This is a genomic window from Bordetella pseudohinzii, from assembly GCF_000657795.2.
GTDB lineage: Bacteria > Pseudomonadota > Gammaproteobacteria > Burkholderiales > Burkholderiaceae_B > Bordetella > Bordetella pseudohinzii.
Genome location: NZ_JHEP02000017.1, coordinates 1 through 26,825, shown reverse-complemented (window position 1 = coordinate 26,825; position 26,825 = coordinate 1). Strand labels below are relative to the sequence as shown.

Here is a 26,825-nt window from a genome sequence, read left to right as displayed (position 1 = left end):
CCGCCTAGAAGGGATCCCATGCGCACCGACACGCCAGTCACCGTATATCGCAAGGATTATCAGCCCTATCCTTACGCGATTCCCGAGGTCGCGCTGAGTTTCGATCTCGATCCCGAAAGCACCCTGGTCACCGCCACGCTGCGCCTGGAGCGCAAGCCCGATGCCCCGGCCGACGCGGCGCTGGAGCTCGACGGCGAGGAACTCGAACTGGTGTCGCTGCGGGTCGACGGCAAGGATTGGCCGCGGTATCAGCTCGACGAGCGCCGTCTCCAGGTGCTCGGCCTGCCGCCCCTGTGTTCGCTGGAGATCGCCAGCCGCTGCCGGCCTTCGGCCAACTCCACCCTGATGGGCCTTTATGTGTCCGGCGGGAATTTCTTCACGCAGTGCGAGGCCGAGGGTTTCCGGCGCATCACCTGGTTTGCCGATCGGCCCGATGTCATGTCGCGCTACCGGGTCACGCTGCGCGCCGACGGACGCTATCCCGTCCTGCTGTCCAACGGCAATCTGCTGGCCACGCGGCAACTGCCCGACGGCCGCCAGGAGGCGGAATGGGAAGACCCCTTCCCCAAGCCCTGCTATCTGTTCGCCCTGGTGGCCGGCAAGCTGACCCACCGCGAAAAGCGCGTCCGCACCCGCGGCGGCCGCGAAGTGCTGCTGCAGGTCTATAGCGACCCGGGCTCGGAGTCGCGCACCGGCTGGGCGCTCGAATCGCTGGAACGCGCGCTGCGCTGGGACGAAACCCGTTTCGGCCTGGAGCTGGACCTGGACCGCTTCATGGTGGTTGCCGTGCGCGACTTCAATATGGGCGCCATGGAAAACAAGGGGCTCAATATCTTCAACGCGGCCTATGTGCTGGCCGACCCGCAGACGGCGACCGACGTCAATTACGAAGGCATAGAGTCGGTCATCGGCCACGAGTACTTCCATAATTGGACGGGCAACCGCGTCACCTGCCGCGATTGGTTCCAGCTGAGCCTGAAAGAAGGCCTGACGGTGTTCCGCGACCAGGAGTTCAGCGCCGACATGATGGCCCGCGACATGGACGCGGCCGCCGCGGCCAGCGCGCGCGCCGTCAAGCGCATCGACGACGTGGTCACGCTGCGCGCGGCGCAGTTCCCCGAGGATGCGGGCCCCATGGCCCACCCCATCCGGCCGGACAGCTACCAGGAAATCGGCAACTTCTATACCGCCACGGTCTATGAAAAAGGCGCCGAGGTGATCCGCATGCAGCACACGCTGCTGGGCGAAGACGGTTTCCGCGCCGGCATGGACGAGTACTTCCGCCGCCATGACGGCCAGGCCGTGACCTGCGACGATTTCGTCAACGCCATGGACTCGGTCTATCGCCAGCTCCACCCTGGGCGCGACCTGAGCGTCTTCCGCAACTGGTACCGCCAGGCCGGCACGCCGCGCGTGGCGGTCACGCTCAAGCAAGAGGCGGCGCGCCTGACGGTCACGCTCAGCCAGCGCTGCGCTCCCGTGGGCGTGGAAAAACGGGCCGGCGCCGCCGCCAAGCAGCCCTTTCATATTCCCTTTGCCATCGGCCTGCTGGACCGCCAGGGCCGCGCCCTGCCCTTGAAACTGGCCGGCGAGCCAGCCGCCCGCGACACCGTCCTGCTGGAACTGCGCGAGGCGGTCGAAAGCTGGGTGTTCGAGGGCATAGACGTGCCGGTCGTGCCCTCGCTGCTGCGCGGCTTCTCGGCGCCGGTGATCGTCGAATACGACTGGAACGACGCCGAACTGGCCTTGCTCTCGGCCCACGACACCGACCCCTTCGCCCGCTGGGAGGCCGGCCAGGAGCTGGCCAGCCGCCAATTGCTGGCCCTGGCCGGCCGCCACCAGGCCGGCCAGCCCCTGGTGGCGGACACCGCCTTCATCGAGGCCTGGCGCGCCCAGCTGACCGATCCCTCGCTGGACGCGGCCTATCGCGCCCGCGTGCTGGCGCTGCCCTCCGAAAAAACCCTGGCCGAACGCATGCAGGCCATCGATCCGCCCGCGCTGGCCGCGGCGCGCGACTTTTTGCGCGCCGAGCTTGGCCGGCAGCTGGCTCCCGAGTGGCTGGACGCCTTCGAGTCCAACCAGACCCGCGGCGCCTACAGCCCGGCGCCCGGACCGGCCGGACAGCGGGCCCTGAAAAACCAGGCGCTGTCGCATCTGATGGCCGCCGGCGTGGCCGATGCCCAGACCCGCGCCGCGCGCCAATACGAGCAGGCGGACAATATGACCGACAGCCTGGCCGCGCTGGGCTGCCTGGTCAATTACGCCGAGCCGCCCGTCGCCCAGGCCGCGCTGGAGCGCTTCCATGCGCGCTGGAAGGATGACCCGCTGGTGATCGACAAATGGTTCACCCTGCAGGCCACGGCCCGCTCCACGGGCCTGGCCCAGGTGCGCGCGCTGATGCAGCACCCCGATTTCACCCTGCGCAACCCCAACCGCGCCCGCGCCCTGGTGTTCCAGTTCTGCCTGAACAACGCGCGCGGCATGCATGTGGCCGACGGCTCCGGCCATGAGTTCTGGGCCGAGCAGGTGCTGGCCCTCGACGCCCTGAATCCCGAAATCGCCGCCCGGCTGGCGCGCGCCATGGACAATTGGTCGCGCTTCACGCCCGCCCTGCGCGACAGCATGCGCGCCGCGCTGGAGCGCGTGCGCGCCCATAGCGGCCTGTCGCGCAACGTCGCCGAAATCGTCTCCAAATCCCTTGAGTTCTCCGCATAGGAATTCCAATGAAACGTAAAACCCTCACCCAATACCTGGTCGAACAGCAGCGTTCGGCCCAGGCGCTCGCGCCCGAAGTGCGCTTGCTGATCGAAGTCGTGGCGCGCGCCTGCAAGGCCATCAGCCATGCGGTCAGCAAGGGCGCCCTGGGCGGCGTGCTGGGCAGCCTGGACAGCGAAAACGTGCAAGGCGAGGTGCAGAAGAAACTGGACGTGCTGTCCAATGAAATCCTGCTCGAGGCCAATGAATGGGGCGGCCATCTGGCCGCCATGGCCTCGGAAGAAATGGAAACCATCCATCGCATCCCGAACCGCTATCCCAAGGGCGAATACCTGCTGCTGTTCGATCCGCTGGACGGCTCGTCCAATATTGACGTCAACGTCTCGATCGGCACGATTTTCTCGGTCTTGCGCGCTCCGCATCATGTCTCGGGCGCAGAGGTCACCGAGGCCGATTTCCTGCAGCCGGGCCGCGACCAGGTGGCCGCCGGCTATGCGGTCTACGGGCCGCAGACCATGCTGGTGCTGACCATAGGCAATGGCGTGGTCGGCTTTACGCTGGACCGCGAAATGGGTTCGTGGGTGCTGACCCACGAAACCATGAGCATCCCCGCCGACACCAAGGAATTCGCCATCAATATGTCGAACATGCGTCACTGGGCCGCCCCGGTCAAGCGCTATATCGACGAATGCCTGGCTGGCAAGACCGGCCCCCTGGGCAAGGACTTCAATATGCGCTGGATCGCCTCCATGGTGGCCGATGTGCATCGCATCCTGACCCGTGGCGGGATTTTCATGTACCCCTGGGATGCCCGCGAACCGGGCAAGGCGGGCAAGCTGCGCCTGATGTACGAAGCCAATCCCATGAGCTTCATCGTCGAACAGGCCGGCGGCGCCGCCATCAACGGCGAGCAGCGCATCCTCGACATCCAGCCCGAGCAGCTGCACCAGCGCGTGAGCGTCATCCTGGGCTCGAAGAACGAAGTCGAGCGCCTGGGTAAATATCACGCCGAGGCCCAGGCCAAATAATGGCCCAAAAACGAAAAGCCCCTTGCGGGGCTTTTCGTTTTGTCCTGGACGTTAATTGATCTGCTCGATCGACTTTATGTCGTCCTTGTTGATCTGCACCTTGCGCCCGTCCTGGTCATACTCATACATGCCCGATTTCTTGTTGTATTCAGGCTCATCAGGGGTAATGACCTGGCTGCCATCGGACTTGTGTACGACCGACGGCGACGAGCATCCCGCCAATACGCCGAATCCGGTGACGGCCAGCGCGAGAGTCAGGTGTTTAAGGCTCATGGTTATCCTCCGTTAGTCAATCACAAAGCGGTAGTTCCACTGTAGGTCCCCTGCCCGGCCGATGCAGTGACGGGATGTCGGCAAAATGCGTGGGACTGTAATTGCCGCAACCATGAGCCGCCGAAAATGTAACAGAGCTAATGAAAAATCCCCCGCGGCCTCGGGCCGCGGGGGATTTTCGCTTGCCTGTGTTGCGCGGATCAGACCTTGGCGTGCGCCTCGATAAAGGCGCGCACCTGACCGGCGTCGCAATCCAGCACGGTCACGCGCTGCGGCAGGGACTCCAGGTCCGCCAGTTCGGCCGGCGGCGGAACCGGGCGGCCCAGGGCCTCCTCGATGGTGTCGGAGAACTTGGCCGGCAGGGCCGTCTCCAGCACCAGCATGGGAATCCCCGGTTCGATGAAGTCGCGGGCCACTTTCACGCCGTCGGCGGTATGCGGATCGATCAGCACCCCGGTTTCGTCGAACACCGTGCGTATGGTGGCCAGGCGGTCTTCATGCGTGCTCACGCCCGAGACAAAACCATAGCGCGCGGCAAAATCGGCGCGCTGGGCCGACAGGTCGAAGCTGCCCTTGTCGGCCAGTTCGCGCCACAATGCCCGCACGCGCTCGGCGTCGCCGCCCACCAGGTCGTAGACGAAGCGCTCGAAGTTGGACGCGCGCGAGATGTCCATGGACGGGCTGGAGGTCGCATAGGTCTGCTCGGGCGCGCGCGGACGATAGATCCCGGTGCGGAAAAATTCTTCCAGCACGTTGTTCTCGTTGGTGGCCAGCACCAGGCGGCGCACCGGCAGGCCCATGCCGCGGGCGATATGGCCCGACAGGATGTTGCCGAAATTGCCCGAGGGCACGGCAAACGACACCTCCTGGCCCGGCGCACGGCTGGCGCGCAGCCAGCCATGGAAGTAATACACCACCTGGGCGGCGATACGCGCCCAGTTGATCGAGTTCACGGCGCCGATGCGATAGCGTGTCTTGAACGCCAGGTCCGCGGCCAGGGCCTTGACGATGTCCTGCGCCTGGTCGAACACGCCCTTGACGGCGATGTTATGGATGTTCTCGTCCTGCAGCGAATACATCTGGGCGCGCTGGAAGGAGCTCATGCGGCCGTGCGGCGACAGCATGAACACGCCCACGCCGCGCTTGCCGCGCAGGGCGTACTCGGCCGCCGAGCCGGTGTCGCCCGAGGTGGCGCCCACGATGTTCAGCGTCGTGCCGCGCTTGGCGAGCACATACTCGAAGACCTGGCCCAGGAACTGCATGGCCATGTCCTTGAAGGCCAGCGTCGGACCTTCGGACAGGCCCAGCAGCTGCAGGCCGCCGGACAGGGGCCGCAGGGGCACGATCTCATCGCTGGAAAAGACTTCGCCGTTATAGGCGGCATGCGCCATCCGGCTCAGGTCCTGACGCGGGATGTCGGTGGCGAACAGCGACAGGACTTCGACGGCCAGGTCGGCATAGGACAGGCCGCGCCAGGCCTCCAGGGTCTGGCCATCGACCTTGGGCAGCTGCTGCGGCACCGCCAGCCCGCCGTCGGGCGCCAGGCCCTCCAGCAGGATGTCGGAAAAATCCTGGGGGGCCATGCCGCCACGAGTCGAGACGTACTTCATGTGAGGTTCTCCACGCGCAGGCGGGTCACCTTGGAGCGCACGAAAGACAGCGACTCGATGTGCTCGATCGCCTGGTTCACATTGCCTTCCAGCGCCTCATGCGTCAGGAAGATGATATCGGCGCCGCCGATATGCGAAGGCTGCTGGATCATGGAGCCGATGGAGATGCTGCGATCGGCCAGGATACGGGCGATATCGGCCAGCACGCCGGGCTGGTCGTCCACGCGCAGGCGCAGGTAATACGAGGTGCTGATCTGCTCGATGGGCAGAATCGGCGTGTCGGCCATGGCATCGGGCTGGAAGGCCAGATGCGGCACCCGGTTGCCCGGATCCGCGGTGTGCAGGCGGGTCACGTCGACCAGGTCGGCGACCACGGCCGAGGCGGTCGGCTCTTCGCCGGCGCCCTGGCCGTAATACAGCGTCGGGCCCACGGCGTCGCCGCGCACCAGCACGGCGTTCATCGCGCCCTCGACATTGGCCAGCAGGCGCTCGGCCGGCACCAGGGCCGGATGCACGCGCAGCTCGATGCCCTCGGCGCGGCGCTTGGTGATGCCCAACAGCTTGATGCGATAGCCCAGGCGCTCGGCATGGGCGATGTCTTCCTGGGCCAGCTGCGAAATGCCCTCGATATAGGCGCGATCGAACTGCACCGGAATGCCGAAGGCCAGCGAGGCCAGCAGCGTGAGCTTGTGGGCCGCGTCCACGCCTTCGACGTCGAAGGTGGGGTCCGCCTCGGCATAGCCCAGGCGCTGCGCCTCGGCCAGCACCTCGCCAAACGGCAGGCCGCGCGAACGCATCTCCGAGAGGATGAAATTGGTGGTGCCGTTGATGATGCCGGCCACCCATTGGATGCGGTTGGCCGTCAGGCCCTCGCGGATCGCCTTGATGATGGGAATGCCGCCGGCAACCGCCGCCTCGAAGGCCACCATGACGCCGCGCGCGGAGGCCGCGGCGAAGATCTCGTTGCCATGCTTGGCCAGCAAGGCCTTGTTGGCCGTGACCACGTGCTTGCCCTGCGCGATGGCTTCCAGCACCAGTTCCCGGGCCAGGGTATCGCCCCCGATCAGCTCGACCACGATGTCGATCTCGGGGTCGCGCACCAGGGCGTGCACATCGGTCGAGACCTCGATGCCTTCGCCCACGCGCGCGCGCGCCTTGGCCACATCGCGCACGGCGATGCGGCTGACTTCGATACGCCGCCCGGCGCGGCGCGCAATTTCTTCGGCGTTGCGGGTGAGCACGCTCCACGTGCCGCCACCCACGACGCCCAGGCCCAGCAGGCCTACCTTCATCGGATTCATTTCAACAAACCGTCCTTGCGGAACATATCTTTGATGCCGCGCACCGCCTGGCGGGTGCGCTGCTCGTTCTCGATAAGAGCGAAGCGGACATAATCGTCGCCGTACTCGCCGAAGCCGATCCCGGGGGACACGGCCACCTTCGCATCCGACAGGACACGCTTGGCGAATTCCAAAGAGCCCATCGCCCTGTAGGGTTCGGGGATCTGCGCCCATATGTACATGGACGCCTTCGGAATCTCCACATTCCAACCTGCTTCATGCAGACCGCGGGCCAGCACATCGCGCCGGCTCTGGTACTGCTGGACGATTTCCGACACACAGTCCTGCGGACCGTCCAGGGCGGCGATGGAAGCCACCTGGATGGGCGTGAAGGTGCCGTAATCGTGATAACTCTTGATGCGCGCCAGCGCGCCGACCAATTCGCGGTTGCCCACCATGTAGCCGATACGCCAGCCGGCCATGTTGTAGCTCTTGCTCATGGTGAAGAACTCGACCGCCACGTCGCGGGCGCCAGGGACCTGCATGATGGACGGCGCCACATAGCCGTCGAAGCAGATGTCCGCGTAGGCCAGGTCATGCACCACCAGGATGTCATGCTCCTTGGCCAGGGCGACCACGCGCTCGAAGAAGGACAGGTCCACGCACTGCGCGGTCGGGTTGCTGGGAAAGCCCAGGATCATCATCTTGGGCTTGGGAATGGATTCGCGCACCGCGCGCTCCAGTTCCTCGAAGAAGTCCACGCCCGGGGTCATGCGCACCGAGCGGATGTTGGCGCCGGCGATGACCGCGCCATAGATATGGATGGGGTAGCTGGGATTGGGCACCAGCACGGTGTCGCCGCGATCCAGCGTGGCCAGCATCAGGTGCGCCAGGCCTTCCTTCGAGCCGATGGTGACGATGGCCTCGGAATCCGGGTCGAACTCGACCGCGTAGCGGCGCTGGTACCAGTCGCAGATGGCCTTGCGCAGGCGCGGGATGCCCTTGGAGACGGAATAGCCGTGCGTGGTCGGACGCGCCGAGGCCTCGATCAGCTTGTCCACGATATGCTGCGGCGTCGCGCCATCGGGGTTGCCCATGGACATGTCGATGATGTCCTCTCCCCGCCGACGCGCTGCCATCTTGAGCTCACCGGTGATATTGAAAACATAGGGCGGCAAACGCTCGATGCGCGAAAACTTCCTCATGATGGACGGATCCTAATTTGGCGAGGGCGGGGTCGGAGGGATGGTGCGATGCGCCAGGAATAGCGGCGCTGCAGGCTTGCGGTGCAACAAAACCTTGTAATCTATCGCAAGCACGGCCCAGGGGCAAATGGGCCCCGTTCCGTCCCCCCGCTCACAGTGGATACCCTGCAACATGGGTAAAGTCCGATGCGCTATCATCGGGCGTGTATAGCCGGAGTGTTTATTGAAGCTGCATACCGATCCTGCGACGGCCCTCAATACCGTCACCGCCTACGGCGAAGGCTACATTGAGGTCAACCAGGTTAGATTTTCCCACGCGGTCGCCTTCGGCCCCGAAGGCGACGTCACCGAATGGCCCGTTCGCGCACCGGCCGACATCTCTTCCGCCCATCTCCAGCAGGCCGCCGGCCTGGTGGCCGCCAAGCGCGACCCGCTGGCCTTCCTGGATGAGCCAGAATCCCCCGCCCTGCAGCGTTCGGCCGATACGCCGGAAGTGCTCATCGTCGGCACCGGGCTGCGGCAGCGCCTGCTGCCCCCGGAGGCATTGCGTCCCCTTTTGATGGCCGGCGTTGGCGTCGAGGTCATGGATACCCAGGCCGCTGCAAGGACCTACAACATTTTGATGGCCGAGGGCCGGCGCGTGGTCGTCGCCCTTCTGCCCACCGACGGAGATCCCCCCGCATGACCGCCATCATCGGCAAGCCCGCCCCTCAGTTCACGGCGGAAAGCACCATCGGCCCGATCAGTCTGGAGCAATGCCAGGGCCGCGCGGTGATTCTGTACTTCTATCCCAAGGACAACACGCCGGGCTGCACCACCGAAAGCCAGGACTTCCGCGATCTGCACGCCGATTTCCTGGCCGCCAGCGCCGTCGTGATCGGTATTTCGCGCGACTCGATCAAGTCGCACGAAAACTTCAAGACCAAGTACGAGCTTCCCTTCCCTCTCATCTCCGACGCCGACGAAACCGTGTGCAATCTGTACGGCGTCATCAAGCAGAAGAATATGTATGGCAAACAGGTGCGCGGCATCGAACGCAGCACCTTCCTCATCGATGCCTATGGCGTCCTGGTGCAGGAATGGCGCGGGGTGAAGGTGCCCGGCCATGCCAAGGAAGTGCTCCAGGCCGCAAAAAGCATCGGTTGACCTTCGGGCAACCGTTACAGGTACCGGCTTACACAGGAGATACACCCTTATGCCGCTTCCGAAGATGCCTACCCGGCCGGCAGCCATCCTCAGTTTTCCCAGCGGCGAAGCCGCCGCGGCCCGGTCCGCGAGGGACGACGAGGACATCGCGCCGGTGCAGCCGGAACTCGACGGGATCAAGCCCGCCGTGATCGCGCGCGTCCCGCTGGCCAAGGCGCCCGCCGCGCCCGGCAAGCCGGCGCCGGCCGGCAAACCGGCGCCGGCCGGCAAACCGGCCGCGCAGCCCCGCGCGGCCAAGACCGCCGGCAAGCGCGCCGGCAAATCCGGCGCCGACGGCGCCAGCAAGCTCTTCGTGCTGGACACCAATGTCCTGCTGCACGATCCGTCCTCGCTCTTCCGCTTTGAAGAGCACGACATCTTCCTGCCCATGATGACGCTGGAAGAGCTGGACCATCAGAAGAAAGGCATGTCTGAAGTGGCGCGCAACGCGCGCCAGGTCAGCCGTTCGCTGGATTCCCTGGTGCAGGACACGACGCAGCTCGACGCGGGCATCGCCCTGAGCAAGCTCGGCAACAAGGAAGCCACCGGCCGGCTGCTGTTGCAGACCACCGCCATCCACAGCACCCTGCCCTCGGACCTGCCCATGGGCAAGGCCGACAACCAGATCCTGGGCGTGGTGCGCGCCCTGGCCGAAAAATACCCGCAGCGCGAGGTCGTGCTGGTGTCCAAGGACATCAACATGCGCCTGAAGGCGCGGGCCCTGGGCCTGGCGGCCGAGGACTACTACAACGACCACGTCCTCGAAGACACCGACCTGATGTACTCGGGCGTCATGCCCTTGCCCGAGGACTTCTGGAACCGCCACGGCAAGGATGTCGAATCCTGGCAACAGGGCGGCACGACCTTCTACCGCATCCGCGGCCCCCTGTGCTCGCAGTTCGTCGTCAACCAGTTTGTCTACTTCGAAGGCCAGATGCCGCTGTATGCGCAGGTGCGCGAAGTCAGCGGCAAGACGGCCGTGCTGGCCACGCTGCGCGACTATACCCATGGCAAGAACAATGTCTGGGGGATCACGGCGCGCAACCGCGAGCAGAATTTCGCCCTCAACCTGCTGATGAATCCCGAATGCGACTTCGTGTCGCTGCTCGGGCAGGCCGGCACCGGCAAGACCCTCCTGGCGCTGGCCGCCGGCATCACCCAGGTGCTGGAAACCAAGCGCTACACCGAGATCATCATGACGCGGGTCACGGTCCCGGTGGGCGAGGACATCGGCTTTCTGCCCGGCACGGAAGAAGAAAAAATGCTGCCCTGGATGGGCGCGCTGGAGGACAACCTCGACGTGCTCAACATGGGCGACGGCGAAGGCAGCGGCGACTGGGGCCGCGCCGCGACCATGGACCTCATCCGCTCCCGGATCAAGGTCAAGTCGCTCAACTTCATGCGCGGGCGCACCTTCCTGAACAAATACCTCATCATCGACGAGGCGCAGAACCTGACGCCCAAGCAGATGAAGACGCTGGTCACCCGCGCCGGCCCCGGCACCAAGGTGGTCTGCCTGGGCAATATCGCCCAGATCGACACGCCCTACCTCACCGAGGGCAGCTCCGGCCTGACCTTCGTGGTCGACCGCTTCAAGGGCTGGCCGCATGCGGGCCACGTCACGCTGCAGCGCGGCGAGCGCTCACGGCTGGCCGACTACGCCGGCGACGTGCTCTGAGCCCGGCCGCCTCCCGGCCCCGCCTCGCGCGGGGCCTTTTTCTTTCCGGGCCCGCCCTTGCGCGGCGCCGGGGTGTAGCATGAAGGCCTGGCCGTTTTCCTCGCACCTGACTCATGAATACCCCAGTCGGCTTCACCCTGGGCGATGCCGCCGGCATCGGCCCGGAAATCATCGTCAAAGCCTTTGCCCACGGACTGAAGGCGCCCGCCATCGTGTTCGGCGACGCGGGCGCGCTGCGGCGCGCCGTGCGGCAGCTGGGCGCGCGCCTGGAGGTGCGCGTCATCGCCTCGCCGCGCCAAGCCCGAGGCGGGGCCGATGTCATCGAGGTGGTGCAGGCCGGCGCGGCCCTGCCCGCCAGCCTGCCCATGGGCGGCGTGAGCGCCGAGGCCGGCCAGGGCGCCTATGACTATCTCTGCCGGGCCATCGACGCCGCCATGGCCGGCGAGATCCGCGCCATCGTCACCGCGCCCCTGAACAAACACGCCATGCACCTGGCCGGCATCGACCAGCCCGGGCATACCGAAATCCTGGCCGAGCGCTCCGGCACCGAGCACTACGCCATGATGCTGGCCAACGATGAGTTGCGCGTGCTGCTGGTGACCATCCATGTCGCGCTGGCCGAGGTGCCGGCGCGCATCACGCGCCAGGCCGAGCTGCGCGCCATCCGGCTGGCCGAGCGCGCCTGTCGCCAGATGGGCATCGCGCGGCCGCGCATCGCCGTGGCGGGTTTGAACCCGCATGCCGGCGAAGACGGCAAGTTCGGCCGCGAGGACATCGATGCGATCGCGCCGGCCATCGCCGAGGCGCGCGCCGAAGGCATAGACGCCAGCGGCCCCTGGCCGGGCGACACCATCTTCATGCGCGCGCGGCGCGGCGAGTTCGATATCGTCGTGGCGCAGTATCACGACCAGGGGCTGATCCCGGTCAAATACCTGGGCATCGATCACGGCGTGAACGTGACGGTCGGCCTGCCCTTCGTGCGCACCAGCGTCGACCACGGCACGGCCTACGATATCGCCGGGCAAGGCGTGGCCGACGCCAGCTCGCTGCTCGTGGCCTTCGACCTCGCGCTGGCCATGACACCCGGCTGACGGAAAGCTGACCGGGTGGCGGCCGGAAAACTGGATCCAGTCCGACTACAATAGCGGCGCTGTCCTGTTTCCACCTCTATCCTATCTATGCGCTTCCTGCCCGATCGCTTTACGCTGCTGCTGATCACGACCGTCATCATTGCAAGTCTTTTGCCCGCTCATGGCCAGGGTATCGAGATTTTCGGGTGGATCACCAATATTGCCGTCGCCCTGCTCTTTTTTCTCCATGGCGCCCGCCTGTCGCGCGACGCCATCGTGGCCGGCGTCACGCACTGGCGCTTGCACCTGACGATTTTCTCGGCGACCTTCCTGATCTTTCCCTTGCTGGGCGTGATCCTCAAGCCGGTGCTCGAACCGCTGGTCACCCCTGAGCTCTACCTGGGCATCCTCTTTCTGTGCTGCCTGCCCGCCACGGTGCAGTCGGCCATCGCCTTTACCTCGATGGCGCGCGGCAATGTCCCCGCCGCCGTGTGCAGCGCCTCGGCCTCCAGCCTGCTGGGCATTTTCCTCACGCCGCTGCTGGTGGGCACGGTCCTGGCCAGCGCGGCCGCGGCGCCCATCTCCTTCGACGCGGTGGGCAAGATCATGCTGCAGCTGCTGCTGCCCTTTGTGCTGGGCCAGCTGCTGCGCCCCTGGATAGGCGCCTGGGTGCACAAGCGCAAGGCCATGCTCAAGTGGGTCGACCAGGGCTCCATCCTGCTGGTGGTCTACACGGCCTTTTCCGAGGCGGTCAATGAAGGGCTGTGGCATAACACCCCGGCGCCCGCGCTGCTGGGCCTGGTGGCGGCCTGCGGCATCATCCTGGCGCTGGCCCTGGGCGCCTCGCTGCTGCTGGGCAAGGTGTTCAAGTTCAATATCGAAGACCGCATCACGCTGCTGTTCTGCGGCTCGAAAAAGAGCCTGGCCAGCGGCATCCCCATGGCCCAGGTCATCTTCGCCGGCCAGGCCGTGGGCGCCATCGTGCTGCCCCTGATGCTGTTTCACCAGATCCAGCTCATGGTCTGCGCGGTGCTGGCCGCCCGCTATGCGCGCCGCCCCGAAGCATAAGGCCCCCCGCCCATGAAAAAGCCCAGGCCATGGCCTGGGCTTTTTTGTCGAGCCGCCTCAGTACTGCGGCGCGGAGGTGAAATTGAGAAAGCGCGTGCTCATGCCCTGGAAGGTCAGGCGCACCGTGCCGATGGGGCCGTTACGCTGTTTGCCGATGATGATCTCGGCCGTGCCCTTGTCGGGAGAATCGGGGTTGTAGACCTCGTCGCGGTAGATGAAGAGGATCACGTCGGCGTCCTGTTCGATGGCGCCCGATTCACGCAGATCGCTCATCACGGGCCGCTTGTTGGGACGCTGCTCCAGGCTGCGATTGAGCTGCGACAGGGCAATCAGCGGGCAGTTCAGCTCCTTGGCCAGGCCCTTGAGCGAGCGGCTGATTTCCGAGACCTCGGTCGCGCGGTTCTCGCCCGCGGAACTGGCCGACATCAGCTGGATATAGTCGATGATGATCAGGCCGAGCTGGCCGCACTGGCGCGCCAGGCGCCGGGCCCGGGCCCGCACTTCCATGGCCGACAGCGCCGGGGTTTCGTCGATATAGACCTGGGCGTCCTGCATGAGCTGCACGGCATGGGTGACGCGCGGCCAGTCTTCGGCGATGAGCTTGCCGGTGCGCATGCGGTGCTGGTCCAGCATGCCGACCGAACCCAGCATACGCATGGCCAGCTGCACCGCGCCCATTTCCATGGAGAACACCGCCACGGGCAGGCCCTGCTCGATGGCGACGTGTTCGCCGATATTCATCGAGAAGGAGGTCTTGCCCATGGACGGACGGCCGGCCACGATGACCAGGTCGCCCGGCTGCAGGCCGGATGTCATCTTGTCCAGGTCGGTAAAGCCCGTGGGCACCCCGGTGACATCCGATTCGCTATCGCGGTGATAGAGCTCGTCGATGCGCTCGACCACCTGCGTGAGCAGGGGCTGGATCTCCTGGAAGCCGCCCGAGCCGCGCGCGCCCTCCTGGGCGATCTTGAAGACCTTGGACTCGGCCTCGTCCAGCAGCTGGCGCGCCTCCTTGCCTTGCGGGCTCATGGCGGCGGCCGAGATTTCATCGGCGATGGTGACCAGCTTGCGCAAGGTGGCGCGCTCGGCCACGATCTCGGCGTAGCGGCGGATATTGGCCGCCGACGGCGTGTTGTGCGCCAGGGCATTCAGGTAGGCCAGCCCGCCGACGTCCTCGGATTTGCCGGCGACCACCAGGGACTCATTGACCGTGATCACGTCGGCCGGCCGCGCCAGCCCGATCAGACGCGCGATGTGCTGCCAGATCAGGCGGTGATCGTGCCGGTAGAAGTCTTCTTCGGCCAACACATCGGCAATGCGATCCCAGGCTCCGTTATCCAGCAGCAGGCCGCCAAGCACCGATTGCTCGGCCTCGATGGAATGCGGCGGGACCCGCAGGTATTCAAGTTGGGAATCGGCGGGAGTGTTCATTGCAATACTGACCTCAGGGTGTCACTGACCTGGAAGAAGGTGCGCACATCGCGCCACGGCAGTTGGCCGGCCAGGGGTTTGAGGATACGGGCCAGGCCGCAGATCGGGCGGGCCAGGCGCTTGAGCGCGGCGCGCACGGCCGGGTCGGGGTTGGCCTCGAAATAAGTCTCTAGGATCAGTTTACCTATGAGTGGGATATGTTCGCGCGGTATTTTGCTCAGGGACACGACCGAGCTCAGGGTCTGGAACACATCGTAGGCCTGGGCCAGCGGCAGGGACAGGGCCGCGCCGATGTTCTCCTCGAAATCGATGCGCCAGAGCTGCCCATCATCGCGTAGCGTGACGTTGCGCACCTGGGCGCCGCCATGCCACAGCCCGCGCCGGTGAAAGGCGGCCAGGTCGTCGGCCAGCATGCGGATCAGTTCCAGGCGATGCGCATCGTCGGCGCGGCGCAGGAAGTAAGGCAGGTCATCGCCCACATGCTCCAGCACCACCAGTCCGGGCTGCTGCCACCACACTTCGGGCACGCGGCAGCCTGCCTGCAGCAGCCGCCGCAAGCGTTCAGCCTCATAGGCCAGGCCATTGCGCAGCAGCACGCTGGGGCGCGGAAACTCGCCCAGGGTCAGCTTGCAGCCTATGGCCAGCATCAGGGCGCGCAGATAGCGCAGCACATAGCTGATGCCGCGGCTCAGGCCGGGTTTGCGCCGCTTGATGACGCAACGCTCGCCGTCGACGACGACTTCCTTCACCGATGTCACTGCCTCCGCCTCGGGGCTGTCCAGCCAGGCGCGCAGGCCGGGCGGCGCATTGTGATGTAACGGCGTCTGTGTCACGCAATTCCTCAAGAAGGCTCGGACGGCGCAAGGCCGCGGGGGACAATATCAAAGCGTATCAAGAAAAAAGCCGGCACCAGGCCGGCTTTTTCTTTGGACCGATGCGGGTGGACCGATCAGTTCATCTCGCCTTCGACGAGGATGGTCACATCGACCAGCACGTCAGCGTGCAGGGCGACCTGGACCGGGTACTCGCCGACGGCCTTGAGCTGGCCGTTGGGCAGGCGGACCTGAGCCTTTTCAACACCGTCGAAGCCGGCGGCGCGCAGGCCCGCGGCGATGTCGGCGTTGGTGACCGAACCGAACAGACGGCCGTCGACGCCGGCCTTCTGGGCGATCTTCAGCTGGTAGCCGTTCAGACGCTCGCCCAGCGCCTGGGCGACGGCCAGCTTCTCGGCCTGGACTTTTTCCAGTTCGGCGCGGCGGGCCTCGAACTCTTGCAGAGCGGCTTCGGTGGCGCGGCGGGCCTTCTTCTGGGGGATCAGGAAGTTGCGGGCGTAGCCATCACGCACACGCACGACTTCACCGAGGTTGCCCAGGTTGACGACTTTTTCGAGCAGGATAACTTGCATGACGTTGCCCCGGATTAGTTGTGGTTGTCGGTGTAGGGCAACAGGGCCAGGAAGCGCGCGCGCTTGATGGCGGTGTCCAGCTGACGCTGGTAGATTGCCCGGGTGCCGGTCAAACGAGCCGGAATGATCTTGCCGTTTTCTTGCACGAAGTCGCGCAGGGTGTCGAGATCCTTGTAGTCGATCTCTTCAACGCCGGCAGCGGTGAAGCGGCAGAACTTGCGGCGCTTGAACAGCGGGTTCTGCTGGGTGAACTTGCGTTTTTCTTTGCGTTTTCCGAAGAAAGCCATGATATGTGCCTCTTAGTTTGTTTGGGACAGATCCAGCCATGGATCTTGTCGCCGTAATCCGTGCCGGGCCAGCGCCAAGCGACTCAAGCAAGCATGGGATCGGCACCGGCGCTGCCGCCCGTTTTACGGGCGCGCTGCAAATGCAGCTTCAGCTTGACCGAGTCTTTGCGGGCCGGGGCCAGAAAGCCCTCCACCTGCATCTCGGTCCCCAGTGCGACGCCTGCCAACATCTGCGCCAGATCCCCCAGGGCAACCGCGTGTATCGTCAGTTCAACCCGGCGCGGATGTCCCGCCTCGGTGACTTCGGACTCATGGCCCAGGAGCATCTCCAGGGCCGCCACTCCTGCCGGAGTATGGCGCAGCGGCTCGCATTCAAGAACACGGACGCTGAGTTGCAGTTGATTCATGGGGCTGGGCGATGTCGCCTGCTTGTATCGCTTGCCGGTTACTGCCTAACCGGCCCTGCGATTCTGTACCGACGTTTACTCAGCCTGGACAGCGGCGGCTTCAGCCGACGCCTTGCGGGCTTCTTCACGCTCGACCGACTTCATCATGATCGAGGCGCCAGCGGGGGCCTTCTTGGTCTTGATGACCAGGTGGCGCAGCACGGCGTCGTTGTAGCGGAAGGAATGCTCCAGCTCGTCCAGGGTAGCCTGGTTGCACTCGATGTTCATGCAAACATAGTGTGCCTTGACCAGCTTCTGGATCGGGTAGGCCAGTTGGCGGCGACCCCAGTCTTCCAGGCGATGCACCGTGCCGCTTTGGCCGGTGACAAGCGATTGGTAGCGTTCGACCATGGCGGGCACTTGCTCGCTTTGATCGGGGTGAACGATGAACACTACTTCGTAGTGGCGCATGTATTACTCCTTGTGGATGTCTTCGCGGGAAACATGTAAACCCGCAGAAGGGTCAGCCCGCCATCGAAATGGAGCGAGCAAGAAAGCTCTCGATTATCGCCCATGGGGCGGACAGATGCAAGCGCTATCATCCGGCCCCGCCCCGCCGCCGGCTCGGGCATATATTTGGGGACATATAAAATGTAAAACGGCCGCGTGAAACCACGCGGCCGCTGCCTCCGGGCGTCTGCGCCCGGACCTGCCGGCGCGGGACTCAGCCCTCGACCACGGCATAGGCCGAATGGTTGTGGATGGACTCGAAGTTCTCGGCCTCGACACAGAAGCGCGCCACCGAGGGGTGGGCCTTCAGGCGGGCGGCCACGTCGCGCACCAGGTCTTCGACGAACTTGGGATTGTCGTAGGCGCGCTCGGTGACGTATTTTTCGTCCGGACGCTTGAGCAGGCCCCACAGCTCGCAGGAGCCCTCGTCCTCGACCAGGCGGATGATGGCATCCATGGCCACCTCGCCCTCCAGGATGGCCGACACCGTCACGTGCGAGCGCTGATTATGCGCGCCGTACTCGGAGATGGCCTTGGAACACGGGCACAGGCTGGTCACGGGCACCAGCACGCGCAGCTCGAACTCGACCTGGTCGCCGGCGGCGCGCGCCGTCCAGGTGACTTCGTAATCCAGCAGGCTCTGCACGCCGGAGACCGGGGCGGATTTGTTGATGAAATACGGGAAGGAGGCGGTCAGGTCGCCACGCTCGGCATGCAGCAGCGGCAGCATGTCGCGCGCCATCTGCGCGAACAGGGCCGGCGTCATGGGCGTGCTGCGATATTGCTCCAGCAGCGCCACGAATCGGGACATATGCGTCCCCTTTTCTTCGGCGGGCAGCGCGACCGTCAGCGTCCAGTTGGCCACCGTGGGCTGGGCCGAGCCATCGCCGGCCACGACCAGCATCGGGTGGCGCACGCCGCGGATACCCACACGTTGAATCGGGATATGGCGCGTGTCCGCCGAACTCTGGACGTCGGGCATCACGATGGCGGGGTCGATCGGGGAATTCATGTCGCTTACCTATCAGGGCATGGGATACAGCCATCCCTGGAATTAAGAACCGGAAGGGCATTATCGCCCAAACTCCGGCACGGGGTCGGGAAGACCCTGTTGATCGTGTGTCGGCCAGGCGGAACGCACTGTTCCGCCTGGAATAAAGCGCCCGGCCAGGCTTATTGGCAATGCAGGAGCGCGCTGAAGCGCTCGCGCACCGCGCGCTCGATGCCGGCGGCATCCAGGCCCAGGCCGGCCAGCAGCGCGGCCTGGTCGCCGTGATCGATGAACTCGTCGGGCAGGCCCAGCTGCAGAACCGGCAGCGTCAGGCCCATGTCGTTCAGGGCTTCGGTCACGGCGCTGCCCGCGCCGCCCATGATCGCGGCCTCCTCGAGCGTGACCAGGGCATCGTGGCCGGCGGCCAGCTCGCGCAGCAGTTCGCGGTCCAGCGGTTTGACAAAGCGCATGTCGGCCACGGTGGCGTCCAGCTTGTCGGCCGCGGCCAGGGCGGCCGGCACCAGGGTGCCGAAGCCCAGCACGGCGATCTTGCGGCCGCGCCGGCGCACCAGGCCCTTGCCCAGCGGCACGGTGCCCAGCCCCGCGGCGACCTCCGCGCCGCGGCCCGCGCCGCGCGGGTAGCGCACGGCGGCCGGGCCCGGGTAGGCGTAACAGGTAGACAGCAGCAAGCGGGTTTCGTTCTCGTCGGAGGGCGTGGCCACCACCATATTGGGCACGCAACGCAGGAAGGCAATGTCGTAATTGCCGGCATGGGTGGCGCCGTCGGCGCCCACCAGCCCGGCGCGGTCCAGGGCGAAGGTGACGTCCAGGTTCTGCAGCGCCACGTCGTGGATAAGCTGATCGTAGCCGCGCTGCAAAAAGGTGGAGTAGATCGCCACCACGGGTTTCTGTCCCTCGCAGGCCAGGCCGGCGGCGAAGGTGACCGCATGCTGCTCGGCGATGCCGACATCGAAATAGCGGGTCGGGAAGCGTTTTTCGAACTCCACCAGGCCGCTGCCCTCGCGCATGGCCGGGGTGATGCCCACCAGCCGGGTGTCGGCCTGGGCCTGGTCGCACAGCCACTGGCCGAACACCTGGGTGAAGGTCTGCTTGGCGGGCGTCTTGGCCTTCTGGATGCCCACGGCCGGGTCGAACTTGCCGGGGCCGTGGTACAGCACCGGGTCGGCCTCGGCCAGCTTGTAGCCCTGCCCCTTGCGCGTGACCACATGCAGGAACTGCAGGCCTTGCAGGGCCTTGAGGTTCTGCAAGGTGGGCACCAGCGCATCCAGGTCGTGGCCGTCGATGGGACCGACATAGTTGAAGCCAAGCTCTTCGAACAGCGTGGCCGGCGTGATCATGCCCTTGGCGTGCTCTTCGAGACGGCGGGCCAGCTCGAGCACGGGCGGCACATGCTGCAGGACCGCCCGGCCGACATTCTTGGCCGCGGCATAGAAGCGGCCCGACATCAGGCGCGCCAGATAACGGTTCAGGGCCCCGACCGGCGGCGAGATCGACATGTCGTTGTCGTTCAGGATCACCAGCAGGTTGACATTGGGCGTGACACCGGCGTTGTTCATGGCCTCGAAGGCCATGCCGGCCGACATCGCGCCGTCGCCGATCACGGCGATGTGCTGGCGCGCCACGCCGGCATTGCGGGAGGCCACGGCCATGCCCAGCGCCGCCGAGATCGAGGTCGAGGAATGCGCGGTGCCGAAGGCGTCGTACTCGGATTCGCTGCGCTTGGGAAAGCCCGAGATGCCGCCCTGCTGGCGCAGATGGGCCATGCCGTCGCGGCGGCCGGTCAGGATTTTGTGCGGATAGGATTGATGGCCCACGTCCCAGACGATGCGGTCATGGGGGGTGTCGAAGACATAGTGCAAGGCCAAGGTGAGCTCGACCGTGCCCAGATTGGACGACAGGTGACCGCCCGTCTTGGAGACCGATTCCAGCACGAAAGCCCGCAGCTCATCGGCGATGGGCTTGAGATCGCGCCAATCCAATTTGCGCAGGTCGGCCGGCGAATGAATGCGGTCCAGGTGTTCTGTCGTCGTCATTTGAAGCTTGAGTGGTTATCCGCGCCATCCGGCGCCGCGGTATTCAACGATCGCGTAGCACGATGAAATCAGCGAGCTGGGCCAGCCGCGCGCCCGAGTCTCCCAGGGGCCCCAGGGCCAGGAGAGCGGCCCGGCGCAGTTCTTCGGCCAGTTCGCGCGCCTGGTCCAGGCCCAGGAGCGACACATAAGTGGGTTTGTTCTCGACGGCGTCCTTGCCCGGCGTCTTGCCCAGGCTGGCGCTGTCGGCCGTCACATCGAGGATATCGTCCACGACCTGGAAGGCCAGGCCCATGGCCTGGGCATAGCTGTCCAGCGCCTGGCGCGCCGACGAACTGGCGCCGGCCACGATGCCGCCCAGCGTCACGCTGGCGGCCAGCATGGCGCCGGTCTTCATGCTGTGCATGGTCTGCAGTTCGTCGCGGCTGAGCGTCTTGCCCACGCTGTGCAGGTCGATGGCCTGGCCGCCCGCCATGCCCAGGCTGCCGGCCGCGCGGGCCAGCACCTGGGTGGCCTGGACCACCAGCGCCGGCGCGATGGGCATGCCGGCCAGCAGCTCGAAAGCCAGGGGCTGCAGGGCGTCGCCGGCCAGCATGGCCGTGGCCTCGTCGAATTGCACATGCGTGGTCGGGCGGCCGCGGCGCAGCGTGTCATCGTCCATGCAGGGCAGGTCGTCGTGCACCAGCGAGTAGGCGTGGATCAGCTCGACGGCGGCCGCCGCGCGATCCATGGAGGCCTCGATGGCCAGCACGCTGCCATTGACCGGGCAGGCCTGCCCGGCCGCGTAGACCAGGGCGGCGCGCACACGCTTGCCGCCGCCCAGGACGGCATAGCGCATGGCCTCATGCAGGCGCGCGGGCGCAGCATCGGCCGCGGGCATCAGTTCTTCGAGTACCTGCTCGATATGGTTGGCGCGTTCGCGCAGCCAATCGGCGCAGGCGAGATGGGGTTGCTTCATCCGAGACTCTATTCGTCATCCAGGGCGCCCGGCTGCAAGGGGCGCAACAATTCACCTTCGAGCACCTTGACCTGCTGCTCGGCCTGCGACAGCCGCTCCTGGCAGATGCGGGTCAGCTCCACGCCGCGCCGGTAGGCCGCCAGCGACTGCTCCAGCGGCAGCGAGCCGTTTTCCATGGCCTGCACCAGGGCCTCCAGCTCGGCCAGGGCGGTTTCGAAATCTTGAGGCAGAGGTGATGAGGCCAAGCGGGTCTCCGGAGCGGCGCGGCAAGGATTGATCGGGCAATCCTGAATTGTACGAGATCGCGTAATGCCCCGCGTCAGCCGCCGCTAAGCCGTCCCGCGATCCGTTTGAGGGCCGGGGCCACGCGCTCGCGCAGCACGGCCTCGGGCAGCAAAGCGGCCGGGCCGCCGCAGCTCAACACGAACAGGCCCTCCCCGGTCAAGGCGCTGAATGCGATGGCCGCGGCGTTGATGCCGGACTGCCATTGCCCGATGGCGAAGCAGCAGCCGGTGGCCTCGCGGTCGCGCACCGCCTCGTCCATGGCTGGCCGCGCGATGCCCGCGCCGGCCGCCAGCGCCTGGCGCGCCGGCGCCTCCAGCGCCGCCAGATAGGCCCGGCCCATGGCCGTGTCCAGGCTGGCCCGATAACCGACCGGCAGGCGCAGATAGAGCGCCGAGGAGCCGTGGATGGCTTCGACATAGACCATGGCATCGCCATCGAAAGCGCCCAGCGCCACGGCCGCGCCGGTCTCGGCGGCCAGCGCGGTCATATCGGTCTTGGCCAGGTCGCGGATGGCCAGCCCGGCCAGCAGCCCGAAGCCCAGCGCCAGCGCGGCATGGCCCGGCGAGTATTTGCCGGTATCCGCGTGATACCGCAGATAGCCCAGCTCGGTGAGCGTGAAGGTGATGCGGCTGATCGTCGGCTTGGGCAGCCCGGTCAGGCGGGCCAGCTCCTGGTTGCCCAGGGTTCGCGGCCCCAGCCGGAAACAGCGCAGCACATCCAGGCCGCGCGCCAGCGCGGTGATGAAGTCCGGCGAGTCCGCGCCCGCCCCGCCCGCCTGCCGTTTGCGGCGCGCCGGGCCTGATGTGTCGGAAATCGGTTGCATTTCGAGCCGTGGGTTTTTATATTTGAATTTCGAATTACAAAATTAAATTCCGTATATCGGAATTTATAACATTCGGGCTTCTAGCGAAAGCCCTCTGTTATCAAGGGAAAATCATGTTTCGTCGCACGTTGAAGTTCTGCATGGCCGCCCTGCTGGCCGGCGCCGCCTGCGCCCCCGCCCTGGCCGACACCTACCCCAGCCGCCCCATCAAGGTGATTTCGCCCTTTCCGGCCGGCGGCGCCACCGACGTCCTGACCCGCATCCTGGCCGAGCGCATGGGCAAGGACCTGAACCAGAGCCTGATCGTCGAAAACAAAGCCGGCGCCGGCACCACCATCGGCGCGGCCTATGTCGCGCGCGAACAGCCCGATGGCTACACCATCCTGATGGCGACCAACTCCACCCTGGTCACCAACCGCTTCCTGTACAAATCCCTGCCCTACGATCCCGACGGTTTCGCGCCCATCGGCATGGTCGGCATCGGGCCCCTGGTCCTGCTGTCCAGCCCCAAACAGCCCTTCAAGAGCACCGGCGAACTGGTGGCCTATGCCAAGCAGCATCCGGGCAAGCTGACCTTCGCCAGCTTCGGCCCGGGCACCTCCTCGCACCTGGCCGGCGAGCTGTTCAAGGAGCAGGCGGGCGTGGACATCCTGCACGTGCCGTTCAAGGGAGCGACCCAGGCCCTGCCCGCGCTCATCAGCGGCGACGTGGACATCTTCTTCGACATGGTCGCCACCGGCATGCCGCAGGCCAAGGCGGGCAAGATCCATGTCTTCGGCATCACCAGCAAGACCCGGCTGCCTACCGAGGCGCAGCTGCCCACCCTGGCCGAAGAGGGCTATCCCAAGTTCGACATGAGCGCCTGGTTCAGCTTCGTGGCGCCCAAGGGCACGCCGCCCGAGGTGCTGGCGCGCCTGCAGCAAGCCCTGCAGACCACGCTCAAGGACGAGACCGTGCGCGCCAAGATGCTGGACATGGGCATCGACCCGCGCTCGGGCCGCGCCGACGAGCTGCAGGCCCAGATCGCCAGCGAACAGCCCATCATCAAACAGCTGGTCAAACAGGCCAACGTCGCCCTGCAATAAGGCCCTGTTTTTGCAACAAACTCTTCCCGGCGGACGGGCCGCCGCCGGCAGGCGGCTCACCCCGGCACACACCCCTTAACCGGTCGATACAGGGACGGACAGGCGCGCTGATAGTGTGGTGACAATGGCGTCGTCGGGCGCCTCATCCCTACCGGAGCGCCATGTCCCCTGCCCGTTTCGAACGGTTGGACGCGGCGCGCTGGCTGGCCGCCCTCGCCGTGGTCATGCTGCACAGCGCCGCGCAAACCGTTTCCGATCCCGCCATCTACGCCAGCCGGGGCTGGCTGGCCGCCAACCTTTATGACTCGGCCGTGCGCTGGTGCGTGCCCGTCTTCGTGATGATCAGCGGCGCCCTGCTGCTGGACCCGCGGCGCAGTCTGCCGCCGCGCGAGTTCTACCAGCGCCGTCTGGCGCGCATCCAGGCCCCGCTCATCTTCTGGACCCTGTTCTATCTGCTGTGGACGACGACGCTGGGGCGCTGGGACGCCGGCTATTTCGATTTTTCCTTCTGGGCGCGCAAAGTGGCCGAGGGCCGGCCCTACTACCACCTTTGGTATCTGTACATGGTCGTGGGCCTGTATCTCTTCGCGCCCGTGGTGCGGCTGCTCTACGCCCGCAGCAGCGTGGCCGGGCGCAAGCTCTGGGTCGTGGGCATCCTGGGCGTGGCCGTCCTCGACAGCCTTTACCGCCAGGCCCTGGGCGCGACGCCGGGCTTCTTCCTGACCTGGTTTCTGCCCTATCTGGGGTATTTCATCGCCGGGCGGATGATTTTCGAGGGCGAGTGGCGGATCCCGCGGCCCGGCCTGCTGTTGCTGGCCGGCATCGCGCTCACCGCGGGCGGCGTGGCCTGGCTGTCGAATACCCAGGCCCTGAACCTGTATTTCTATGATTATTTCAGCCTGACCGTGCCGCTGATGTCGCTGGCGGCCTTCCAGTGGTTCGTGGATACGCCGGCCCTGCCCCGGCTGCCCGCGCTGGCGCCGCTGACCTTCGGCGTCTATCTGGTCCATCCCGCGCTGCTGGACCTGGCGCAGCGCGCCGGGCTGACGGCCCCCGATACCGGGGCCGTCTGGCGCCTGCCACTGGTGGCGATACTGGTATTTTCACTGTCGGCCGCCATGGTCTGGGCCTTGCGGCAACACCGGCTTACGCGCCGGCTGGTTTGATCCCCCCCGGCTTGGGGGATGGGGTACAATTCTCCGTTTGGGATCGGCCAGTCCGATTTTTCTTCGCGCCAGCACGGACTGAGGGCTACACAAGGAATGCCTTCCCCCGTCCTGGCTTTTTCATCCGAGCGGAGGGAATCATGACCGACATTGGTCGGATGGCACATGTCGTGCCAGCTCGCACCCAGCTTCCGGTAAGCGCCTATTTCGACGAAGCCCGCTTTGCGCGCGAGCAAGAACTCATTTTCAAGCAATCCTCCTTGTATGTCGGCCACGAAAAGCTCGTGCCCGAGATCGGGGATTGGCGTACCCTGGTTCAAGAGAACGGAGGGCGCGTTCTGGTACGCAACCAGAACGGGGTAGAACTCATCTCAAATGTCTGCCGCCACCGCCAGGCCTTGATGCTCGGCGGCGAGACCGGCAACGTCAGCGGCAACGTCAACACCAGCGGCTCCCTGCAGGGCACCGGCGGCAACATCGTCTGCCCGCTGCACCGCTGGACCTACAACAACCGCGGCGAATTGCTGGGCGCGCCCCAGTTCGATGCCACGCCCTGCATGAATCTGCAGCGCTTCCGCCTGCGCGATTGCCATGGCCTGCTGTTCGAAGGTCCGCGCGACCCCGCCGCCGACATGGCGCCGCTGTTCGCGCGGCCCGAGTTCGACTTCGGCGACTATGTGCTCGACCACGTCGAGGTGCATCAGTGCAACTACAACTGGAAGACCTTCATCGAGGTCTATCTGGAGGACTACCACGTCGGGCCTTTCCATCCCGGCCTGGGGCGCTTTGTCACCTGCGACGACCTCAGCTGGGAGTTCAACGACTGGTACAGCCTGCAGAAAGTCGGCGTGCACCAGGCGCTGGCCCAGCCGGGTTCGGACGTCTATCGCCAGTGGCATGACCGCCTGCTGGATTTCCGCGCCGGCCAGGCGCCGGACTTCGGCGCCGTGTGGGTCACTTACTTTCCGACCCATATGATCGAGCTCTACCCGCACGTCGTGGTCCTGTCCACGCTCTACCCCAAGAGCCCGCAGGAAACCGTCAATGTGGTCGAGTTCTATTACCCCGAGGAAATCGTCGCCTTCGAGCGCGAATTCGTCGAGGCCCAGCGCGCGGCCTATATGGAAACGGCGGTCGAGGACGACGAGATCGCCGAACGCATGGACGCCGGCCGCCGCGCCCTGATGGAGCGCGGCGTCAACGAAGCCGGCCCCTACCAATCCCCCATGGAAGACGGCATGCAGCACTTCCATGAATGGTATCGGCGCATCATGGACGAGCAGGGCGACTGATCCCTGCCCGCCCCGCGAGCCCGGCTTCGGCCGGGCTTTTTCTTGCCGGCGCGAAGCGATTTAGATATCTGTCATCAAACGGTCAAGAGCCTCTGGTCTACTGGTCCTCCCTTCTGGCGCGCGGATCAACCGGGGAAGCCCATGCCCTTGAGCCTCTACGATATCGAGCAAGTGTTTCTTGAACGCGGCCACCGCATCTATGACGGCGAGCCCGTCAGCCACCTCAAGCACGCCCTGCAGACCGCGACGCTGGCCGAACAGGCCGGCGCCCCGGCCCATCTGGTGACGGCCTGCCTGCTGCATGACCTCGGCCATCTCATCGCCGACCATCCGGAGACCCCCACGCTGCGCGGCGTGGACGACAAACACCAGTACTTCGTGCTGCCCTTTCTGCGCGGACTGTTCGGCGCGCGCGTGCTCGACCCTATCCGCCTGCACGTCGAAGCCAAGCGCTATCTCTGCTATGTCGAGCCCGAGTACGCCTTGATGCTGACGGAAGATTCGCGGCGCAGCCTCAATCTGCAAGGTGGATGCTTCGATGCGGGGCAGGCCATGGATTTCGCCGCCCTGCCGGGCGCGCCCGATGCCATACGCCTGCGCCGCTGGGACGACCTGGCCAAGGCCCCCACTATGGCCACCGGCTCGCTGGGCCATTTCCTGGACCTGGCTTCGAGCGTATCCGAGCGTCGCCGGCTGATCGCCGCCTGAAGCGCCCATAAAACAACGGGCCATCGGATGGCCGGCAAGCCCTTCCCCGCAACGGGAGGGGTTTTTTCATGGCGGGGACATGCCGCAGGCCGGGCGGGAAGAACACAGCACGCGGACCATGCCGGCACAGAGGCGCGAATACCGATATCGGCTTGTACGACATCTGCAAGCCCCATGTAAGAACGCCTTTCCTGGTTACGGACTGGCCTGATTCGGACGGCAAGCCGCTCGGCCGAATACAGCCCTGTTGATCATATGTGTGACGTCTGAGTACCCGGCCATCCCACACATCTGATCAGCAGGTAGTTATGCCACCTCTCCTCGCCCCCCCCCCC

26 protein-coding genes are annotated in these 26,825 nt (G+C 65.8%); 11 read left to right on the top strand and 15 right to left on the bottom strand.

From position 1 onward, the window contains the following. Positions 1 to 18: 18 nt before the first annotated feature. Together pepN and L540_RS18485 are read left to right on the top strand one after the other, a co-directional pair. On the top strand, positions 19 to 2,715 hold the full coding sequence (gene pepN, locus L540_RS18490) for an aminopeptidase N (RefSeq protein ID WP_043207608.1): 2,697 nt from the start codon (positions 19 to 21) through the stop codon (positions 2,713 to 2,715). A gap of 8 nt (positions 2,716 to 2,723) precedes the next feature. Beyond that, entirely contained in the window at positions 2,724 to 3,743 is a 1,020-nt protein-coding gene (locus tag L540_RS18485; protein WP_043207606.1) for a class 1 fructose-bisphosphatase, read from the top strand. A 51-nt stretch (positions 3,744 to 3,794) separates the two neighbouring features. Here the strand turns inward: L540_RS18485 and L540_RS18480 are convergent, their stop codons facing one another. From L540_RS18480 to alaC, 4 genes are all read right to left on the bottom strand, one after another. Then, entirely contained in the window at positions 3,795 to 4,016 is a 222-nt protein-coding gene (locus tag L540_RS18480; RefSeq protein WP_043207604.1) for a YgdI/YgdR family lipoprotein, read from the bottom strand. A 200-nt stretch (positions 4,017 to 4,216) separates the two neighbouring features. Continuing rightward, positions 4,217 to 5,626: a threonine synthase gene (thrC, locus tag L540_RS18475; RefSeq protein WP_043207601.1), complete on the bottom strand. Its 1,410-nt coding sequence runs from the start codon at positions 5,624 to 5,626 to the stop codon at positions 4,217 to 4,219. After that, the gene (locus L540_RS18470) at positions 5,623 to 6,927 is read right to left on the bottom strand and encodes a homoserine dehydrogenase (RefSeq protein ID WP_043207600.1); all 1,305 of its coding nucleotides are present in this window, start codon (positions 6,925 to 6,927) and stop codon (positions 5,623 to 5,625) included. Before L540_RS18470 ends, thrC begins: the two co-directional genes overlap by 4 nt. Further along, entirely contained in the window at positions 6,924 to 8,111 is a 1,188-nt protein-coding gene (gene alaC, locus L540_RS18465) for an alanine transaminase (protein ID WP_029579681.1), read from the bottom strand. Before alaC ends, L540_RS18470 begins: the two co-directional genes overlap by 4 nt. Before the next feature lie 223 nt (positions 8,112 to 8,334). On the opposite strand from alaC, the gene L540_RS18460 reads away from it, so the two are divergent. The 5 genes from L540_RS18460 (at position 8,335) to L540_RS18440 (ending at position 13,112) form a co-directional block, all read left to right on the top strand. Beyond that, on the top strand, positions 8,335 to 8,796 hold the full coding sequence (locus L540_RS18460; protein WP_043207597.1) for an Mth938-like domain-containing protein: 462 nt from the start codon (positions 8,335 to 8,337) through the stop codon (positions 8,794 to 8,796). Further along, the gene (locus L540_RS18455) at positions 8,793 to 9,257 is read left to right on the top strand and encodes a peroxiredoxin (RefSeq protein ID WP_043207595.1); all 465 of its coding nucleotides are present in this window, start codon (positions 8,793 to 8,795) and stop codon (positions 9,255 to 9,257) included. Before L540_RS18460 ends, L540_RS18455 begins: the two co-directional genes overlap by 4 nt. Positions 9,258 to 9,306: 49 nt before the next feature. Then, a complete protein-coding gene (locus L540_RS18450) occupies positions 9,307 to 10,974 on the top strand; it encodes a PhoH family protein (RefSeq protein WP_043207593.1) in 1,668 nt (555 codons plus the stop codon). A gap of 113 nt (positions 10,975 to 11,087) precedes the next feature. Further along, positions 11,088 to 12,065 (top strand): 4-hydroxythreonine-4-phosphate dehydrogenase PdxA, encoded by a 978-nt coding sequence (gene pdxA, locus L540_RS18445; protein ID WP_043207592.1) that lies wholly within the window; start codon positions 11,088 to 11,090, stop codon positions 12,063 to 12,065. Positions 12,066 to 12,152: 87 nt separating this feature from the next. Continuing rightward, positions 12,153 to 13,112: a bile acid:sodium symporter family protein gene (locus tag L540_RS18440; RefSeq protein ID WP_043207590.1), complete on the top strand. Its 960-nt coding sequence runs from the start codon at positions 12,153 to 12,155 to the stop codon at positions 13,110 to 13,112. 57 nt (positions 13,113 to 13,169) lie between these two features. Here the strand turns inward: L540_RS18440 and L540_RS18435 are convergent, their stop codons facing one another. The 11 genes from L540_RS18435 to L540_RS18385 form a co-directional block, all read right to left on the bottom strand. Then, a complete protein-coding gene (locus L540_RS18435; protein ID WP_043207588.1) occupies positions 13,170 to 14,543 on the bottom strand; it encodes a replicative DNA helicase in 1,374 nt (457 codons plus the stop codon). Next, a complete protein-coding gene (locus L540_RS18430) occupies positions 14,540 to 15,376 on the bottom strand; it encodes a BUD32 family EKC/KEOPS complex subunit (protein ID WP_043207585.1) in 837 nt (278 codons plus the stop codon). The genes L540_RS18435 and L540_RS18430 overlap by 4 nt, the downstream gene beginning before the upstream one ends. A 116-nt stretch (positions 15,377 to 15,492) precedes the next feature. Further along, positions 15,493 to 15,948 (bottom strand): 50S ribosomal protein L9, encoded by a 456-nt coding sequence (gene rplI / locus L540_RS18425; protein ID WP_043207583.1) that lies wholly within the window; start codon positions 15,946 to 15,948, stop codon positions 15,493 to 15,495. A gap of 14 nt (positions 15,949 to 15,962) precedes the next feature. Further along, on the bottom strand, positions 15,963 to 16,235 hold the full coding sequence (rpsR, locus tag L540_RS18420; RefSeq protein WP_029579690.1) for a 30S ribosomal protein S18: 273 nt from the start codon (positions 16,233 to 16,235) through the stop codon (positions 15,963 to 15,965). A gap of 83 nt (positions 16,236 to 16,318) precedes the next feature. After that, the gene (gene priB / locus L540_RS18415; protein ID WP_043207581.1) at positions 16,319 to 16,642 is read right to left on the bottom strand and encodes a primosomal replication protein N; all 324 of its coding nucleotides are present in this window, start codon (positions 16,640 to 16,642) and stop codon (positions 16,319 to 16,321) included. Positions 16,643 to 16,717: 75 nt separating this feature from the next. Continuing rightward, the gene (gene rpsF / locus L540_RS18410; protein ID WP_043207579.1) at positions 16,718 to 17,092 is read right to left on the bottom strand and encodes a 30S ribosomal protein S6; all 375 of its coding nucleotides are present in this window, start codon (positions 17,090 to 17,092) and stop codon (positions 16,718 to 16,720) included. A 253-nt stretch (positions 17,093 to 17,345) separates the two neighbouring features. After that, positions 17,346 to 18,143 (bottom strand): GTP cyclohydrolase FolE2, encoded by a 798-nt coding sequence (folE2, locus tag L540_RS18405; RefSeq protein WP_043207577.1) that lies wholly within the window; start codon positions 18,141 to 18,143, stop codon positions 17,346 to 17,348. Positions 18,144 to 18,304: 161 nt separating this feature from the next. Continuing rightward, the gene (gene dxs / locus L540_RS18400; protein WP_043207575.1) at positions 18,305 to 20,176 is read right to left on the bottom strand and encodes a 1-deoxy-D-xylulose-5-phosphate synthase; all 1,872 of its coding nucleotides are present in this window, start codon (positions 20,174 to 20,176) and stop codon (positions 18,305 to 18,307) included. 43 nt (positions 20,177 to 20,219) lie between these two features. Continuing rightward, positions 20,220 to 21,131, bottom strand: coding sequence for a polyprenyl synthetase family protein (locus tag L540_RS18395; RefSeq protein WP_043207573.1), 912 nt, complete (start codon positions 21,129 to 21,131; stop codon positions 20,220 to 20,222). 8 nt (positions 21,132 to 21,139) lie between these two features. Next, the gene (locus L540_RS18390) at positions 21,140 to 21,376 is read right to left on the bottom strand and encodes an exodeoxyribonuclease VII small subunit (RefSeq protein WP_048026637.1); all 237 of its coding nucleotides are present in this window, start codon (positions 21,374 to 21,376) and stop codon (positions 21,140 to 21,142) included. Between the two features lie 74 nt (positions 21,377 to 21,450). Then, a complete protein-coding gene (locus L540_RS18385; RefSeq protein ID WP_043207569.1) occupies positions 21,451 to 22,239 on the bottom strand; it encodes an IclR family transcriptional regulator in 789 nt (262 codons plus the stop codon). A gap of 113 nt (positions 22,240 to 22,352) precedes the next feature. Between L540_RS18385 and L540_RS18380 the strand changes: the two genes are divergently transcribed. From L540_RS18380 to L540_RS18365, 4 genes are all read left to right on the top strand, one after another. After that, entirely contained in the window at positions 22,353 to 23,324 is a 972-nt protein-coding gene (locus L540_RS18380) for a Bug family tripartite tricarboxylate transporter substrate binding protein (protein WP_043207568.1), read from the top strand. A gap of 161 nt (positions 23,325 to 23,485) precedes the next feature. Continuing rightward, complete coding sequence (locus tag L540_RS18375; protein ID WP_043207566.1) at positions 23,486 to 24,490, top strand: acyltransferase; 1,005 nt, start codon at positions 23,486 to 23,488, stop codon at positions 24,488 to 24,490. 140 nt (positions 24,491 to 24,630) lie between these two features. After that, positions 24,631 to 25,782, top strand: coding sequence for an aromatic ring-hydroxylating oxygenase subunit alpha (locus tag L540_RS18370; RefSeq protein ID WP_043207564.1), 1,152 nt, complete (start codon positions 24,631 to 24,633; stop codon positions 25,780 to 25,782). 141 nt (positions 25,783 to 25,923) lie between these two features. After that, entirely contained in the window at positions 25,924 to 26,490 is a 567-nt protein-coding gene (locus L540_RS18365) for a phosphonate degradation HD-domain oxygenase (protein WP_043207563.1), read from the top strand. Positions 26,491 to 26,825 lie beyond the last annotated feature (335 nt).

Excerpts from the sequence above, each read along its gene's own strand:
- dxs (WP_043207575.1), bottom strand. The coding sequence starts at position 20,176 with ATGACGACGACAGAACACCTGGACCGCATTCATTCGCCGGCCGACCTG.
- rplI (WP_043207583.1), bottom strand. The coding sequence starts at position 15,948 with ATGCAAGTTATCCTGCTCGAAAAAGTCGTCAACCTGGGCAACCTCGGT.
- L540_RS18380 (WP_043207568.1), top strand. The coding sequence starts at position 22,353 with ATGTTTCGTCGCACGTTGAAGTTCTGCATGGCCGCCCTGCTGGCCGGC.
- L540_RS18480 (WP_043207604.1), bottom strand. The coding sequence starts at position 4,016 with ATGAGCCTTAAACACCTGACTCTCGCGCTGGCCGTCACCGGATTCGGC.
- pdxA (WP_043207592.1), top strand. The coding sequence starts at position 11,088 with ATGAATACCCCAGTCGGCTTCACCCTGGGCGATGCCGCCGGCATCGGC.
- L540_RS18395 (WP_043207573.1), bottom strand. The coding sequence starts at position 21,131 with ATGAAGCAACCCCATCTCGCCTGCGCCGATTGGCTGCGCGAACGCGCC.
- pepN (WP_043207608.1), top strand. The coding sequence starts at position 19 with ATGCGCACCGACACGCCAGTCACCGTATATCGCAAGGATTATCAGCCC.
- rpsR (WP_029579690.1), bottom strand. The coding sequence starts at position 16,235 with ATGGCTTTCTTCGGAAAACGCAAAGAAAAACGCAAGTTCACCCAGCAG.
- alaC (WP_029579681.1), bottom strand. The coding sequence starts at position 8,111 with ATGAGGAAGTTTTCGCGCATCGAGCGTTTGCCGCCCTATGTTTTCAAT.
- folE2 (WP_043207577.1), bottom strand. The coding sequence starts at position 18,143 with ATGAATTCCCCGATCGACCCCGCCATCGTGATGCCCGACGTCCAGAGT.
- rpsF (WP_043207579.1), bottom strand. The coding sequence starts at position 17,092 with ATGCGCCACTACGAAGTAGTGTTCATCGTTCACCCCGATCAAAGCGAG.
- L540_RS18470 (WP_043207600.1), bottom strand. The coding sequence starts at position 6,927 with ATGAATCCGATGAAGGTAGGCCTGCTGGGCCTGGGCGTCGTGGGTGGC.
- priB (WP_043207581.1), bottom strand. The coding sequence starts at position 16,642 with ATGAATCAACTGCAACTCAGCGTCCGTGTTCTTGAATGCGAGCCGCTG.
- thrC (WP_043207601.1), bottom strand. The coding sequence starts at position 5,626 with ATGAAGTACGTCTCGACTCGTGGCGGCATGGCCCCCCAGGATTTTTCC.
- L540_RS18485 (WP_043207606.1), top strand. The coding sequence starts at position 2,724 with ATGAAACGTAAAACCCTCACCCAATACCTGGTCGAACAGCAGCGTTCG.
- L540_RS18435 (WP_043207588.1), bottom strand. The coding sequence starts at position 14,543 with ATGAACACTCCCGCCGATTCCCAACTTGAATACCTGCGGGTCCCGCCG.
- L540_RS18455 (WP_043207595.1), top strand. The coding sequence starts at position 8,793 with ATGACCGCCATCATCGGCAAGCCCGCCCCTCAGTTCACGGCGGAAAGC.
- L540_RS18365 (WP_043207563.1), top strand. The coding sequence starts at position 25,924 with ATGCCCTTGAGCCTCTACGATATCGAGCAAGTGTTTCTTGAACGCGGC.
- L540_RS18450 (WP_043207593.1), top strand. The coding sequence starts at position 9,307 with ATGCCGCTTCCGAAGATGCCTACCCGGCCGGCAGCCATCCTCAGTTTT.
- L540_RS18385 (WP_043207569.1), bottom strand. The coding sequence starts at position 22,239 with ATGCAACCGATTTCCGACACATCAGGCCCGGCGCGCCGCAAACGGCAG.
- L540_RS18370 (WP_043207564.1), top strand. The coding sequence starts at position 24,631 with ATGACCGACATTGGTCGGATGGCACATGTCGTGCCAGCTCGCACCCAG.
- L540_RS18440 (WP_043207590.1), top strand. The coding sequence starts at position 12,153 with ATGCGCTTCCTGCCCGATCGCTTTACGCTGCTGCTGATCACGACCGTC.
- L540_RS18375 (WP_043207566.1), top strand. The coding sequence starts at position 23,486 with ATGTCCCCTGCCCGTTTCGAACGGTTGGACGCGGCGCGCTGGCTGGCC.